9 protein-coding genes are annotated in these 15,804 nt (G+C 42.6%); 5 read left to right on the plus strand and 4 right to left on the minus strand.

From position 1 onward, the window contains the following. The first annotated feature begins 15 nt into the window (after positions 1-15). Together IPP86_01410 and IPP86_01415 are read left to right on the plus strand one after the other, a co-directional pair. Positions 16-2,148 carry a T9SS type A sorting domain-containing protein gene (locus tag IPP86_01410; protein ID MBL0137170.1) on the plus strand — a complete coding sequence of 711 codons (2,133 nt, stop codon included), beginning with the start codon at positions 16-18 and terminating at the stop codon, positions 2,146-2,148. A 172-nt stretch (positions 2,149-2,320) separates the two neighbouring features. Beyond that, positions 2,321-3,388: a c-type cytochrome gene (locus IPP86_01415; GenBank protein ID MBL0137171.1), complete on the plus strand. Its 1,068-nt coding sequence runs from the start codon at positions 2,321-2,323 to the stop codon at positions 3,386-3,388. On the opposite strand, the gene IPP86_01420 is transcribed toward IPP86_01415, so the two are convergent. Further along, positions 3,311-4,417, minus strand: a complete 1,107-nt coding sequence (locus tag IPP86_01420) for an aspartate-semialdehyde dehydrogenase (protein MBL0137172.1) — start codon at positions 4,415-4,417, stop codon at positions 3,311-3,313. The genes IPP86_01415 and IPP86_01420 overlap by 78 nt on opposite strands. A gap of 87 nt (positions 4,418-4,504) precedes the next feature. Between IPP86_01420 and IPP86_01425 the strand changes: the two genes are divergently transcribed. Together IPP86_01425 and IPP86_01430 are read left to right on the plus strand one after the other, a co-directional pair. Beyond that, positions 4,505-7,129, plus strand: coding sequence for a lamin tail domain-containing protein (locus IPP86_01425; GenBank protein ID MBL0137173.1), 2,625 nt, complete (start codon positions 4,505-4,507; stop codon positions 7,127-7,129). A gap of 87 nt (positions 7,130-7,216) precedes the next feature. Further along, complete coding sequence (locus IPP86_01430; protein MBL0137174.1) at positions 7,217-8,176, plus strand: class I SAM-dependent methyltransferase; 960 nt, start codon at positions 7,217-7,219, stop codon at positions 8,174-8,176. Between the two features lie 55 nt (positions 8,177-8,231). Here the strand turns inward: IPP86_01430 and IPP86_01435 are convergent, their stop codons facing one another. The 3 genes from IPP86_01435 to IPP86_01445 form a co-directional block, all read right to left on the minus strand. Further along, positions 8,232-9,773 carry a T9SS type A sorting domain-containing protein gene (locus IPP86_01435; protein ID MBL0137175.1) on the minus strand — a complete coding sequence of 514 codons (1,542 nt, stop codon included), beginning with the start codon at positions 9,771-9,773 and terminating at the stop codon, positions 8,232-8,234. A 116-nt stretch (positions 9,774-9,889) separates the two neighbouring features. After that, positions 9,890-12,064 (minus strand): M3 family metallopeptidase, encoded by a 2,175-nt coding sequence (locus IPP86_01440; protein ID MBL0137176.1) that lies wholly within the window; start codon positions 12,062-12,064, stop codon positions 9,890-9,892. 358 nt (positions 12,065-12,422) lie between these two features. After that, on the minus strand, positions 12,423-14,732 hold the full coding sequence (locus IPP86_01445; GenBank protein ID MBL0137177.1) for a T9SS type A sorting domain-containing protein: 2,310 nt from the start codon (positions 14,730-14,732) through the stop codon (positions 12,423-12,425). 279 nt (positions 14,733-15,011) lie between these two features. Between IPP86_01445 and IPP86_01450 the strand changes: the two genes are divergently transcribed. After that, positions 15,012-15,587: a helix-turn-helix transcriptional regulator gene (locus IPP86_01450; protein MBL0137178.1), complete on the plus strand. Its 576-nt coding sequence runs from the start codon at positions 15,012-15,014 to the stop codon at positions 15,585-15,587. The last annotated feature ends 217 nt before the right edge of the window (positions 15,588-15,804 follow it).

Here is a 15,804-nt window from a genome sequence, read left to right on the forward strand (position 1 = left end):
CGACAAAGGATGTCCATGAGCAACAGAATTATTCTGTTCAGCTCCATTGGATTATTAATTGCCTTTGGTATTTTTTTCCTGATAGCAAATTTCGGAAATCATAAAAGAGCAATGGCCGCGCTGGGAATGCATGGTGCAAAGACTGTTTCATCCACCGGTGTTATAGTAAATGAATACACTTCATTAACATCCAATGCGAGTTCCGGTTCGACCAGTATTAACGTAAGCAGTTCAAGTTTGAACGCGAATGGTCGCTTTTCCGGTAACCTTGCAGCTGGGGAATTACTGATGATCATTCAGATGCAGGGAGCATCCATCAACAATACGGATGCCTCCACTTATGGTGCCGTAACTAGCTATAACAATTGCGGAAATTTTGAATTTATTGAAGTACAGTCTATCCTCAGCGCGACATCCATACGATTAGCCAATGGACTTGCCCGTTCTTATTCTACCAGTGGTAAAGTTCAGGTGATCCGTGTTCCAAGATATTCATCACTCACAGTAAACGAAGGCGCCAGCATTACTTGCTCAGCCTGGAATGGTAGTACCGGAGGTATTGTTGCCATCGAGAACAATGGAACCTCTGTTATCAATGGAACTATTGATGCAACTGCTAAGGGTTTTCAAGGTGGAGCAGTGGAATGGAATACCGCAACACCCGGAAATCACACGATCTGGAGATCCACTGCCGATACGGATGGTGGTGAAAAAGGAGAAAGCATTGCCGGGATCCCTTCTTCATTACCCAATGGAAGATATGGTCGTGGTGCACCTGCGAACGGTGGCGGCGGCGGTAATTCGCACAATGCCGGCGGCGGCGGTGGAGCCAATGGAGGCAATGTAGCATCCTGGAATGGCAAAGGAAATCCATTCAACTTGAATGGTAACTGGACTACTGCATGGAATCTTGAAGCAGCAGGTTTCGCCCTGAATACATCAAGTGGTGGTGGCCGGGGTGGTTATACATGGTCCAATGCAAGTTTGAATCCAATCACTACAGCTCCCGGTAATGCGGGGTGGACAGGTGATAATCGTTACAATGTAGGTGGTTATGGTGGACGGCCGAATACATTTACATCATCCAAAATTTTTATGGGTGGAGGTGGAGGTGCCGGTGATGCCAATAATAATGTAGCTACAGGCGGTGGAGATGGTGGCGGAATCGTTTATCTCCTGAGTGGAAAAAATGTCAGCGGTGCCGGATCCATTGTAGCCAATGGTGAAGATGTACCAACATCTTCCGGAACACCCGGTGACGCGGGTGGTGGCGGCGGTGGCGGCGGAGCGATATTTATATTTTCATATACAGGTACAGTTAGTGGAATTACTCTCACCGCACGGGGAGGAGTTGGAGGATCACAATTTTTGAATAATGGAGCTGAAGTGGAAGGAAATGGCGGCGGTGGCGGCGGTGGTTATATTTCAGTTTCCAATCCGGTTCTTGGCTTAGCAACAAGTGTTGCAGGAGGTACTTTTGGAGTTACCAATGCCCCGCCAATGGTGAATTTTACTGCAAACGGTGCTACCAGCGGAGGTGCAGGAAGTATTGTCAATAATCCCGCGAATCCGTATTCCACTAGTACCACCCTTCCCATCGAATTGAAATCATTTGAAGCAAGGCCCGAAAACGGAATGGTGCATATTGAATGGCTCACCGCAAGCGAAGTGAACAATAACTACTTCATTGTTGAAAAAAGTCAGGATGGTATTCTTTATACACGCTTGTGTTTGGTGAATGGAGCCGGAAACAGCACATCCGAATTGTATTATGAATGTATGGATGAACATCCATCTACCGGAATCAGCTATTACAGACTCAGCCAAACGGATTATGATGGTAAGACTGAATTTTTCGAACCGGTAATTGTCAGAATGCAGGGCGATACTCCCGAAAGCTTAAGGATAAAAAGCATTTACCCAAATCCGTTTGAAGAGGAACTTTCTTTTGTCTTTTCGGAAAAACCGCCAACCGGAAAAGTATGTCTCGTGAATTCAGCCGGACAAGTTGTGCGTATGGAAAAAATGGAAACTGGTGAAAATAAATTTAAATTGAATCACCTCGATAATTTACTACCCGGAACTTACTATTTGTGTTTTGTCAGCAAAGACAATAAAGTTGTCCTGCAAAAAGTGATGAAGCAGTAATTTTTCATCATTAATATTTTTCCAAAGAATTTCCCGGGAATTTGTTTTCAAAAATCCAGTCATTTTTCTAAATAGATTCTGAAGAATTTCTGTTTTTATGCAGTAAGATTCTCTGATTCTAATCATTTATAAAAACGGAGTCTGCACGTAATTTTGCAAAAAATAACGTGTTATGAAGACGCTACTCATCTCCCTTTTTATCGCAATCACTTTTATTGCCTGCCAGGGACCGGCTCCAAAGCAACAAGAAACCGCAAGTACTGCAAATGCTGATCAACAAAAGGATCAAAATCTTCTGAATGCTGCCCGCAATTTTTTTCAACCCTTGCCACTTGTTGCGGAGAATGCTGAAAATCCAATCACCCCTGAAAAAGTGAACCTTGGTAAATTGTTGTATTACGATACTCATCTTTCCAAAGCGGGTAAAAACAGTTGCAATTCATGTCACAACCTGGCAACGTATGGAGTCGATAATAAGGCGACATCGACCGGTGATGCAGGAAAAAATGGAGAACGAAACTCTCCAACAGTGCTGAACGCGGCATTGCATACTTCCCAATTCTGGGATGGTCGTGCGAAGGATGTGGAAGAGCAAGCCGGTATGCCAATCATGAACCCGGTTGAAATGGCTATTCCGCACAAAGATTTTCTGGTAAATCGACTGGCTTCACTTCCGGTTTACAAGGAAGAATTCAGCAAAGCCTTTCCTGAAGATAAAAATCCGGTGACATTCGAAAATCTGCAGAAATCGATTGCTGCTTTTGAACGTACATTAATTACACCATCCAAGTTTGATAAATATCTTGGTGGAGACCTTGCCTCTTTAACAGCAGAAGAAAAAAATGGTCTGCAATCTTTTATGGATGCAGGTTGTACAACCTGTCATAACGGTGCTGTTCTTGGAGGAACGATGTTTCAAAAATTTGGCCTTGTAGCGGATTATCATTCACTCACCGGAAGTAATACAAAAGATGAAGGAAGGAAAAATGTAACAAAACAAGAAAGCGATAAAGATATGTTCAAAGTTCCCGGCTTAAGGAATATTACGGAAACATATCCTTATTTCCATGATGGTAGCGTTGCGGAACTCGATAAAGCAATTCAGATCATGGCAAAAGTGCAACTGAACAAGGACCTGACCGCCGATCAGGTAAGTTCAATCTCAGCTTTCCTGAAAACACTCAAAGGAGAAGTTCCCGAGGATGCTAAAAAAATTCCGGATCTTCTTGTACAAAAATAATTGACAGAGCAGTGGAATACCTTGTGAGTAGAATAATCTATGAAACGATTTTTTACTCACAAGGTATTCTGCAATCTGAACAGCATTGGTCGCGGCCCCTTTGCGGAGGTTGTCGGAAACAATCCAGAGATTGAGTGTGTTGTCCTGTGATTCATCCCGACGAATTCTGCCTACAAACACATCATCTTTTCCTTCGGCATCGATTGGCATAGGATATTTCGCGTTGGCAGGATCGTCAACTACAGTGACACCCGGAGTATTTGACAATAAATTCCGGACATCGTCGAGAGAATAGTCTTTTTCAAATTCTACATTCACGGATTCGCTGTGTCCGCCTTTTACAGGAACACGAACCGTTGTGGAAGTAACACGGATTGAATCGTCGCGAAGAATTTTCCGCGTTTCATTCACCATCTTCATTTCTTCCTTGGTATAACCATTCTCTATGAACACATCAATTTGAGGTAAAACATTCAGATCGATGTTATACTTATAGGCCATCTCACCGGAAATACCTTTTCGCTCATTCATCAGCTGGTCCACAGCTTTTTTTCCGGTACCCGAAACACTCTGATAAGTGCTGACTACAATGCGTTTGATTTTATATGCTTTGTGCAACGGACTTAATGCCATCACCATTTGTATCGTGGAGCAATTCGGATTGGCGATGATCTTATCATTGACGGATAAAATATCCGCGTTGATTTCAGGAACAATCAATGCTTTGTCGGGATGCATTCGCCATGCGGAGGAGTTATCAATCACCACACTTCCGGCAGCGGCAAATTTTGGAGCCCATTCGAGGGATGTATTTCCGCCTGCTGAAAACAAAGCGATTTGTGGACGCAATCGCACACCTTCCTCCATTCCTACAACACTGTAGTTTTTCCCGCGGAAGCTGATTTGTTTGCCCACCGATTTCTCGGAAGCGACAGGGATCAGTTCGGTAACAGGGAAATTTCTTTCTTCTAAAACTTTTAACATCATACCGCCCACCAGTCCGGTGGCGCCGACTACAGCAACTTTCATATTTCGCTTAATATAAGTTCCCTCTTTTTTGCGGTTGTATCCACACTTTAAGGGAAATAGATTTGTCCGCAAATTAACGTTAAAGACATGCCGAAGTTTCTGTTCGGGCTAATTTTTTTCAGCATAAGCAATTTGGCGGTCGCGCAGTTGCAGGACAATTTCAGTGACGGGGATTTCACCACAAACCCTGTCTGGTCGGGTGATGCAGGGGACTTCGCAGTCAGCGTTTCCGGCCAGCTGCAACTGAACGCCGCCACCGCAGGGGAATCTTACCTTTCCGTTCCGTTGCCCCAGGTAGCCGGCGGGGCTATGGAATGGAGGTTCTTTATCCGGGAGAATTTTTCCCCCAGTTCATCGAACTATTGCCGGGTTTATCTCGTCTCGGATTCCTCTAACCCTGAAGGGAATGTCAATGGGTACTATCTCCGTTTCGGGGAGTCACTTGCCAATGATGCCGTTGAATTGTTCAGGCAGGACGGCAATACTTCAGTGTCGGTTTGCAGGGCTTCGGACGGACAGATCGCATCCTCTTTTTCAATGGGAGTGAAGGTTACCCGCGATGATATCGGTTTGTGGACCCTTTGGCTCGACCCGACAGGAGGTACGAATTATGTACTCGCAGCTAACGGCGCGGAAGGGATGTATAGTCCGGCCGGGTATTTTGGAATTGCCTGTGTATACACTTCCGGCAACAGGCAGAATTTTTATTTCGATGATTTCTTTATCGGTCCATTGATTGGCGATACACTGGCGCCGGAGATTGTATCGGTTTCTGTGCTTGACAGCGTCTCTCTGGATATTCGCTTCAATGAAATCATTGATCCGCTCACGAGCAGCGATGTTTCTCATTACACCATTGGTGGTCAAAGTATCCTTCCTGTATCCGCACAACGAGATCCTGGTGATTTGGCACTGGTTCATCTTCAATTTGGTCAATCCTTTTCACCTTCAATTCCTTTGACCTTGCACACCAGCGGAGTACTGGATCTTGCCGGCAATCCTGTCGCTTCAAATCAGATTGATACTTTTATTTATTACCCACCGGTTCAGGTCTCAGTGCATGATGTGATTTTTACCGAGGTGATGTTTGAGCCTTCGTCCGCTTCAATTTTACCCAATGAAGAATACATCGAAATATACAATGCAAGAAATGAAGCAGTTCATCTGAAAGACTGGACCTTAAGTGACGGTAGCAGCACTGCTGTTTTTCCCGAATGTATTCTTATGCCTAAGACCTACACTATTCTTTGCGCTTCAGAAAATGTTCCGCTTTTTTCCGGGTATGGAACTACGATTGGACTTAATTCTTTTCCGGGTCTCAACAATGATGTCGGAGATAAGATTGAATTGAAAAATGAACAGGGAGAACTGCTGGATAATTTTCTGTTCAACAATGATTCCTATCATTCTACTTTTAAGGATGACGGTGGCTGGAGCCTTGAGCGTATTGATACAAGCTTTTTGTGTGAAGATGATTTCAACTGGAAAGCATCAATCGATCCTTCCGGAGGCACTCCGGGAAACAGGAATAGCGTTGCCGGCACTTATCGCGATCAAACACCAATTGTACTACTCAGAGCTTATCTGGAAGACAGTCTGCATGTGATAGCTGTCTGTAACAAGGTTCCGGATGCATCTTCATTATTTGAAATGAATAATTATTCATTTAATTCTGATAATGTGTTTTTGGGCCACCCCTTAAATGTCGAAACTCTTGAGGACTCCCGGAAGATTCGTCTGGAACTCCCGTTTACTGCAGGAAAAAGTGTGTATAGTTTGAGTGTTTCCGGGATTTTCCGGGATTGCCCGGGGAATCTGGCAGACAGCAACCGTGTCGTACGCTTCGCCTTCCCGGAACCTGTTGTGAAAGGTGATGTTGTGATCAACGAATTGCTTTTTCATCCCATGGAATACGGAAGTGATTTTGTGGAGATCTACAATTGTTCCCGAAAAATTCTGGATATGAAAGACTGGAGAATCGCGGAAGGTGATTATGAAGCGCCTGAAAATTTATTGTCGAATGAACAAATTACCGATGAAACGTTTTTACTTTTTCCGGGGGATTATCTGGCGATGAGTGAAGATCCTGATGTAATTTACAGAACATATCCCGGGGAGAACAAGTACACTATTATTAATGTTCCGGACCTTCCGGATTTTAATTCAACTGAAGGAGAAGTGGTGCTGCAGGGACCTGATGGAAACAGACTTGATGAATTTATCTACACGGAGGACCTGCATTATCCATTACTAACTAATACAGCCGGAGTATCGCTGGAGCGACTGAGTCCATTTTTGCCAAGCGAAGCGGAGGAAAACTGGCATTCTACATCTTCATTGAACGCATACGCTACTCCGGGCTATAAGAATTCGAATTTTATTTCGGAAACGGGCATGAACCAGACTACGAAACTGGAGCCAAACGTATTTTCTCCGGACAATGACGGTGTAGATGATTTGTTGTTTATTCATTTGGAAGAAAGGGACGAGTCTTTGTCGGGCGAGGTGCTGATCTATAATACCGAAGGCAAATTGATACGAACTCTGGCTAATCATTATTTGTTCGGAACGCAATCCATCCTGGTTTGGGATGGCACGAGTGATATGAATGAACGGGTAGATGCCGGGATGTATATTGTCTATGGGGATTTTTTCAATGCGGAGGGATCAAGAGACAGGTTTAAAAAAGTCTGTGCGGTTGCTTATCGCTGAGTGACATAATAATCAGTGGTAAATTGTTTTGGAATTATTCCTGATTTAAACTGAAATTTCCTTTATTTAGCGTCTTGCTCAGGCACTATGGAATTTTCAGACCGGCAGGATTCAAAAGCTTTTTATGATGCACGCTATGCTCATGGGTATATGGGTCATTGGTCTGCCTTTGAAAAGCGGAGAATATTTGATCTTGTAAAAGAGTTGCAGTTGCCATCCACCGGAAAGGCACTTGATTTTGGCTGTGGTCGAGGAATTTTTACCGCAGTGATACAAGAAGCGCTCCCGGGTTGGGAGATTTACGGTTGCGATATCAGTTCAGAGGCGATAGCCGCTGCTGCAAAAAACAATCAGGGGATTAAATTTTTTGTTCTTGGAGATTCTGCCTTGAGCTCGATGCGTTTTGATTTTATTCATACACATCACATGCTGGAACATACTTATGATTTAAAAGTAACAGCAAAAGAAATTACTGATCTGGCAAAACCTGTTTGCTCGATGCTGCACAGTTTGCCCTGTAATCATCCCGGCAGTCTGGAATACAAGGTGTCGATGAAAATGAAGGATGGCTACAACGAAGAAAAGGGAACATTTTTCTTTGAAGATCCGGCTCATCTGAGACGTTTGTCGGTCGACCAGACTTCCGCTTTGTTTCTTCACGAAGGTTTCGCGGTGTTTAAAGATTACTATGCAAATCAATATTACGGAGCGCTGAAATGGCTTGCAGAAAGTGATCTCGCTTTGGTCCTGAATTTCACAAACCTTTCAAGAGCATTGAATTCTTCCGCAAGAAATTTCCTGCTCTTGCTTAGATTAAAACTAATATTTTTCTGGTTTTGTTCTTTTGCTGCGACTGCATTTCGTCCGGCTGATCGTGGAAAATATTATGTAATAAAAAGAATTTTACAGGCCATTTCATTCCTTTCTTTTTTTTGGTTGGTACTTCCGGTAAGAAACTGGCTGGTGCGGCGCGCGATTGCTGAATGGCAAAACGATCGTGTCAAAAAAAACGGGACGGATTTATTTTTACTTATGAAAAGAACATAGTTCGATTTCAACAAGTGAATCTCTGACATCAACACATGATGGAGAAGAATACTTCTTATTTGTTTTCCGTAAAATGAATCAGTCTTTTTCGCTCCACATTATTTTTTCCTTCAACACTCAGAATGTAAATTCCAGCAGACAGATCAGACAAATCCAGTGAAACTGTTTTGCTTTTTACATTCCATGTATTAATCAGTTTGCCTTCACCGGAATAGAGGCTTAACTTCTCAGGTAACTGATTTGGAAAGTTCACCCGTACCAAAGCCCCGGCCGGATTCGGAAGTATATCAAATGAAATTGAAGATGTCGTTTCGTTTATACCCGAAGTTAATGGCACATAATTTCCCCAGGTCTCTGCTCCTTTATGAAACCAGAATAAATGCTGCATGCAATCGTCGCCGGCTTGACTCATTGCATTGAATCTTGATATCACCAATCCTAGTCCTGGTGAATAATACCATTCATAATATAATGGTTCGAAGTGATTGAACCGGATGCATGGTATTTGAGAATTATCGAGGTCGAAATATCCATCTGTTTCACGAAAGTATAATCTGTTGTTGTAAAGAGCAGTATCCTGATCCATCAGATAACAATTCACCGGATTCTGATATGATTGATGTAAAGGTGTATTGTTTTCTTCCGGAACTGTGGTGTACAAGGGAGCATGGGAATAAAAGTAAGAGACAGTATCTTCCATATACGTGAAAGTGCTGTCGAGATGAGGTGTAGGAAACGGATTGAATTGCAAACCCAACGTGATGACAAATCGTTTGTAAGAAACGGTGTCTAATGTTGGATTCATCCATTTGTCATCGATACGGATATAAGAATAACCGGAAGGAGAGGACCCTCCAAAATTTACACATTGTCCTGTATATTCAAATTCATCACCAATTTCAAAATCATAGATGTCTTTGCTTTCAGGAAGCTGAATGGGATCAATGCGAACCAAGGGAAGTACAATAGACGGAAATTCCCTGACGGAAATGGTACGGAACCAGCCATTGTTTTGACTCAGCTGGAGAAATAGGTTATTAGCGGGGTGTGAAGGATTTGGTTGGCCAAGACTATCGAACACTTCTAACAAAATATTTTTCACGGAATCTGTCAGGGAAGCCACAGTCATAAAGGAAAAGCCGTTTACTGATGCTCTTATTTCAGCTCCGTTTGGAAAGCGATAGAAAACCCAGGATTGCCCGGAGGAAGCATTTTGATCCACGAAGATTGTATCGCCAGCTTCATTGAACAAATAAGTAAATCCATTGTTGGATTCAACGATTTCATTTCCCATCCATGAAGGGCCATCCCAAAATCCACAATTCGTATCCACTGAAGCGGTATCTCTCCATGTATAAAATGTGTAGTAATGAATTTCAGAAGGGAAAGTGATGATAGATTGAATTCTTGTAATTTTCAGAGGCGACCATGTGTAATAATCATTGCTTTGATGAAGACTAATCTGGTTATTATTCAATTCACTTCTGAATGTTGCAGGGTTTCCGAAATTGACGGTGCTGTAATTCTGGGCAAAAAGTTTTAAAGATGAAAGAACAGTCAATAAAGAAACGAATAGAATAGTAGTAAAGTTTTTCATAGCCTTTATTTTTAAGAATAAGGTCTATGAAAGATATAAATTATTTTACCCATTAAAGCAAAGGACGCAGAGAAAATTCTTTGCGTCCTTTGTTCTAATGAGTTGAAAAACTTCTATTATTTTATTGGAAATCCACGTTTTTTCATCAACGCATCTGTCGACGCATCTCTGCCACGGAATTTTTTAAAGCCTTCCTGCGGGTCAATGGTGTTACCGACAGTGAAAATATTGTCACGTAAACGTTTTGCGACTTCTTTGTCATAAGGTCCACCGGCTTCGGTGAATGCACTGTAGGCATCAGCTGTGAGCACATCGGACCAGAGATAACTGTAGTATCCCGCGGAGTAACCATCGGAAGAGAATACGTGTCCGAACTGTGGAGTACGGTGACGCATAACAATTTCATGAGGCATACCCAGCTCTTCGAGAGTTTTCTTCTCAAATGCATCCGGGTCAATGTCTGTTGCATCCGCAAGGTGAAGTTTCATGTCTACCAGCGCGCTGGCAAGATATTCTACAGTAGTGAATCCTTTGTTGAATGTGGATGCATTGTGAATGCGATCAACAAGTTCCTGTGGAATCGGTTTGCCTGTTTTGTAATGCAATGCAAAACGGGAAAGCACTTCTTTTGTACTGAGCCAATGCTCGAGAAGTTGTGAAGGGAATTCTACATAGTCGCGAACAACGTTTGTTCCGGAGACTGATGGATACGTTACATTCGAAGAAAGTCCATGTAGAGCATGTCCGAATTCATGGAACAATGTAGTCGCGTCATCCCAGGAAATGAGAACAGGTTCGCCGGGTTTTCCACTCACAAAATTCGCGTTGTTGGAAACGATGGTGGTGATTTCACTATCCATTCGCTGCTGACTGCGATAAGCGTTCATCCATGCGCCGGAGCGTTTGCCCTGACGAGCATAAGCGTCGAAATACCACAGTCCGATGTGTTTGCCTGTAGTTTTATCAACGACTTCCCAAACACGCATGTCGGGTTGATAAACCGAAACATTGTTGAGTGGTTTGAAAGAGAAATTGAAAAGTTCTCCGGCAACCCAGAACATTCCTTCACGTAAATTTTCGAGTTGCAGATATTGTTTTACTTCATTCTGATCGAGATCGTATTTCGCTTTTCTGACTTTCTCTGCATAATAGCGATAATCCCATGGTTCAATTTTGATTTTCGCTCCTTCTTTATCAGCGAGGGCCTGCATATCCGCAACTTCTTCGTGCACGCGATTAACGGCAGGTTTCCAGACAGACTCCATTAATTCCATTGCTCTCTCGGGAGTTTTGGCCATTGAATTCTCGAGTCTCCAGTGTGCATGGGTTTTGAAGCCGAGTAATTTCGCGCGTTCCTGGCGAAGTTTCAGAATTTGTGAAATGGTTTTGTTGTTGTCGTGTTCATCACCGCCATCACCGCGATTTACAAACATGTTCCATGCTTTTTCTCTCAGGTCACGACGATCGGAATACGTGAGGAAAGGATCGATAGAAGAACGTGTATTGGTAATAACCCACGATCCGGAAAGTTTTTTTCTCTCCGCGTTACCGGCAGCAGCATCACGTAATGATTGAGGCAAACCTGAAAGATCCGCTTCGCTTTTTAATTCAAGGAATTTACCGGATTCATCTGCCAAAAGATTTTGACTGAATTTGGTGAAGAGTCCTGCAAGCTCCTGGTTGATTTCTGACAAACGCTTTTTGGAAGCGTCATCCAATCGTGCACCCGCACGAATGAAATTGGAATAATAGATCCAGACAAGTCGTTGTTGTTCAGCTGTCAGTTTGCCTTTTTCAGGACTGTTGTAAACAAGTTCGATACGCTTGAACAATTTTTCATTTTGAGAAATTTTATCCGAGAAAGCGGCAAGCTTTGGTTCCATTTCATTTTCCACAGCGGAGAATTCATCGTTGTTCATGTTGGAACTCCAGATTCCGTAAATGGTTTGAACTCGGTCGAGCATTTTACCACTGCGTTCCAATGGGGCAATTGTATTTTCGAATGTCGGCGAACCGGGAGTGCTGGCAATGGCTTCAATCTCTGCAAGATTTTCATTCATCGCCATCTCAAGAGCAGGTTTGAAGTCGGCGACTTTGATTTTGTCGAATGGTGGAATTCCGCCAAAAGGTCCGGTCCATTTTGCAGTTAATGGATTTGCTTCGAGTGCCATTTCAGATGTTGCTGCACTCGCTTCTTCGTTTCCCTTTACCACCGGATCCATCCCTGATGCGGAATGAATGATACCGGCAGCTGAAACCAGGAGGCAATAAAAAAATGTAGATTTTCTCATGATTGTTTGGTTCTGGTAATCGTTGTGTTTTGGTTTTGTGGTCCGAAATTAACAAATCGCAGGCAGGCAGTTTATTAAATTGTGTTAAGAGACGAAAGAAAATTGTTGAAATTTTGGTGATTTTAGGCCTTTTACTCGTTAGCTACTCTCCCAGATCTACAAATACCGAAATTTAAAGACGGTAAATTTTTGGTTGACCATTACTGCTTTATGTTTTAGCCATGGATTCATAGGTCGTAGTTTGCTGCCGCACGGGCATGCGCCACAAACAAAGTGGCGCTTGAATTAAAATAAATATAACAAAAGAGGCCTGGTGATTAACCGGGCCTCTTTAATTTTTTTTCAGGGGAGACAATTGCTATTGCTTCATCCATTTTACTACGGATGATGTTCCGCTTTCATTTTTCATTTTTACAAAATAAATTCCTGAATTTAAATTTTGAATATCAATTGAAATTTTTCCTGCCGGAGCAAACGGATCGGCAAAAACAGTTCTTCCGGTCAGATCCATAATTTCGTAAGAAACAGTTCCTGTTGATGTTCCGGAATTTACAATGAGTAAATTGGTGGCGGGATTTGGATAAACAGATAAACTGTTTTGTTGCTTATTTGCTTCCGGCGAAATACCGGTAATCGAATTGATATTGATGCTGTAATCTTCTACTTCGCCAAGGCTGAAAATTTCGCAGGGTGTTTGAACCGGACTTCCGTCCTTCATTGATACTCTCATGCGTGTCACTCCCGGAACAGCATTCGCCGGAACCTGGAATGTACTGGTTTCCCATCCTATCTGATTGGAAGAGTAGGAAACAACTTCTTCTCCCGGATCGCTAAAGAGTCCGTTGCGGTTGAAATCGATCCACACTTTCCAGTTCTCGGTATACATAGGAACATCCATCTCAGCGCTCAGGGTGATATTGTAAATACTTCCCGGTAAAAGATCAGCGCTGAGAAATGTGTAATCACCATATCCACCATCACTCAATGGTGTGCTGTTGAGCAGACTACCAAGAAAGACAAGATCGATCCATTCGTGTGTCGCGTCGAGTCCCATGGATGTGCAATAGCCTGTACCACTCGTTGTGAATTGCTGAACTGCGGAATATCCTGTCGGACCACTACTGCAAATTGCTTCGACAGCGTAATCATAATCTGTTCCGGCGTACAATGGTGAAAGTATGCAGGAAGTATTGTTTGTAGAAACAACATCCCAGACAAGTGCAGTTGATGTTTTAAAACGTACATGATAGAGATAAGCATTTGAAACCGGGCTCCAGTTAATCTGTACGGAATCATTCGCAAGAACAGTTGACGAAATATTTGTTGGAACTGTACATGGAGCTGTACCGCTGTGATCAAGATAATGAATGATCACGGAATTAGAATACGAGATGATAAATACACTGCTGTCGCTTGCGATCGCGATTCCATTCCCACGATTATCGGTAGCGAATGTATCGGTGGGAGCAGTCCATTCACGTGTTCCCGAAGGAGTGTATTTAACAGTGACCATTTGTATTGTACTGATGATAGAAGTACCACCGGGAAAAGGTCCGCCTGTTCCGGTAACGTATATATTACCCCCGGCATCAACAGCGAATGCTCCCGGATATTCATCGTTGTGTGTAGTTTCATCGTAGCGATCTGACCATAGCTGAGTTCCGGATGTATCTATTTTAAAAGTAATCCAGTCGAGATAATAACTTGTGGAGGGTGCCTGGTTTCCCGAAGCCATGATTGCAAAATTTCCATCCGGTGTGGCTAAAATTTTTCCACCAACCTCACTCCCGCCAAAATCAAAAGTGCGAACCCAAAGTGAATTTCCAAGCGGATCATATTTGTATACTGCTATATCACCCATTTGAGCTGTAGAAATCCAGGTTACCATGTATGCATTTCCATTCGCGTCGAAAGCGATATCATCGCCTTGCACTCCAGTGGATACATCGCTCCAGATATCATTACCCGCTGTATCCACAACCCAGGTTGAAGCATTGGCCGTTGAATAATCGGTAACTCCCGCGAGCCCGAGTTTATCACCGTACAAACGGATCTGTCTGACGAAATGAAAATTTGTCACAGAGGGAAAATTTTTTGTGCTCACCCGAACGATGTTTCCGGCCGGCGAAACTTTTACAACATTGTATCCTGAATTCGCGGATGAACCAACAAGTCCGGCTGTTCCAATATATACATTGCCATTATTGTCCATCTGACTGCTGACATGTGTCCAGTACTGGCTATTGTTGAAATAGCTATAACTTCCGGGGAAAATTCTTTTGTAAATTAATGAACCGGCAGGATCGTATTTTAATACAATCAGCGCATTGGCGTTATCACCATCACTTGACATGGTGTGGCGGTAGCCGATGACGACAGGATTTCCCTGTGGATCCACATGCACCTGTACCGGTCTTTCATAATTCAGCGCGACAGTAGTGCTGGAAATCTGTTGCCATTGAAAGACACCAAAACGATTTCTTTTTTCAAGATAGATGGAGCCCTCATTATTTGTAAGGGTGTATACATTGTCAGCAGCATCCCTGGTGATAGCTGCACCAATATTCGCCAGAAGATCCGGTTTACGGATCCAGTCGATCGAAAAGGATGCATAACAAAGGGTGCCGGTCAACATTAGTCCAAAAAGGAAGAGTAACTTTTTTTTCATAGCTGTGTGCATTGTTTAATGAAGGGGTTTGTTTAATGATGGATTTCTGAAGAATTAATTCGCAACAAATCTATATTCACATTGAAGAATGTAATCATTAAATATGTCGGACGGGAAAAATCCATTACTGAATGGAATTTTACAGAGGCTGAAAATTTTTCAAAAAAAACTGAACATTGGCAACATGAAGATTCATAGGCTTTTTCACCGGAGTGTTAAAATCAATTTTAACAAATCTCTTATGTTTTCGTACTTTTACAATTGACAAAAACGCCCCATATGTCATCCTCTCTCTTACTCGTAAAAAACATGGTTTGCCATCGCTGTATGATGGCAGTGGAATCAATATTAAAAAAGAATCATATTCCATATCATAAAGTACTCATTGGGGAAATACATCTTGATGGAACTATTTCACAGAAGCAGAAGGATCTTCTCAAAACAAGTCTGGAGGAAATAGGTTTTGAACTGATTGATTCACATGTAAGCGGCCTGATTGAAAAGATAAAAAAATTTGTCATCAGAAAAGCGAGAAATGAAGTAGATGAGAAAGATCAAAAAAGTAAATTGTCAACTTACCTTTCTTCTTATTTAAATCACGAGTACACTTATCTGAGCGGTTTGTTTTCTTCCATAGAAGGCCGCACCATTGAGAATTATTTTATTGAGCAACGTATTGAAAAAGCCAAAGAGTTGATTGTATACGGACAGCTTACTTTATCTGAAATTGCTTTTCAACTGGAATACAGCAGTGTCGCGCACCTGAGCAGTCAGTTCAAGAAAATCACCGGATTGACGCCAACCTATTTTAAACAGCTGGGTTCCTCGAAGCGAAAGTCTCTGGACCGGGTTTAAACCGAACCCCAAAATTCTATAACACCTTCCCAAAGTAGTGTAATGCCTGTGCCTGCAGGGGGCTGTACATTTGTAGTGTAAATTTTAAAAAACAACACTATGAAAAATGTAAAAATGAGCCTCAGCGCTCAAAGTTCCAATCTGAAGAATTGTGGTAAAGCAAATTGCACATGTGAAATCTGTACATGTGAAACTTGTACTTGTGCTTCCTGCGCAA

The sequence above is a fragment of the Bacteroidota bacterium genome (genome assembly GCA_016720935.1).
Classification (GTDB): domain Bacteria; phylum Bacteroidota; class Bacteroidia; order AKYH767-A; family 2013-40CM-41-45; genus JADKJP01.

Excerpts from the sequence above, each read along its gene's own strand:
- IPP86_01425 (MBL0137173.1), top strand. The coding sequence starts at position 4,505 with ATGCCGAAGTTTCTGTTCGGGCTAATTTTTTTCAGCATAAGCAATTTG.
- IPP86_01435 (MBL0137175.1), bottom strand. The coding sequence starts at position 9,773 with ATGAAAAACTTTACTACTATTCTATTCGTTTCTTTATTGACTGTTCTT.
- IPP86_01415 (MBL0137171.1), top strand. The coding sequence starts at position 2,321 with ATGAAGACGCTACTCATCTCCCTTTTTATCGCAATCACTTTTATTGCC.
- IPP86_01430 (MBL0137174.1), top strand. The coding sequence starts at position 7,217 with ATGGAATTTTCAGACCGGCAGGATTCAAAAGCTTTTTATGATGCACGC.
- IPP86_01420 (MBL0137172.1), bottom strand. The coding sequence starts at position 4,417 with ATGAAAGTTGCTGTAGTCGGCGCCACCGGACTGGTGGGCGGTATGATG.
- IPP86_01410 (MBL0137170.1), top strand. The coding sequence starts at position 16 with ATGAGCAACAGAATTATTCTGTTCAGCTCCATTGGATTATTAATTGCC.
- IPP86_01450 (MBL0137178.1), top strand. The coding sequence starts at position 15,012 with ATGTCATCCTCTCTCTTACTCGTAAAAAACATGGTTTGCCATCGCTGT.
- IPP86_01440 (MBL0137176.1), bottom strand. The coding sequence starts at position 12,064 with ATGAGAAAATCTACATTTTTTTATTGCCTCCTGGTTTCAGCTGCCGGT.
- IPP86_01445 (MBL0137177.1), bottom strand. The coding sequence starts at position 14,732 with ATGAAAAAAAAGTTACTCTTCCTTTTTGGACTAATGTTGACCGGCACC.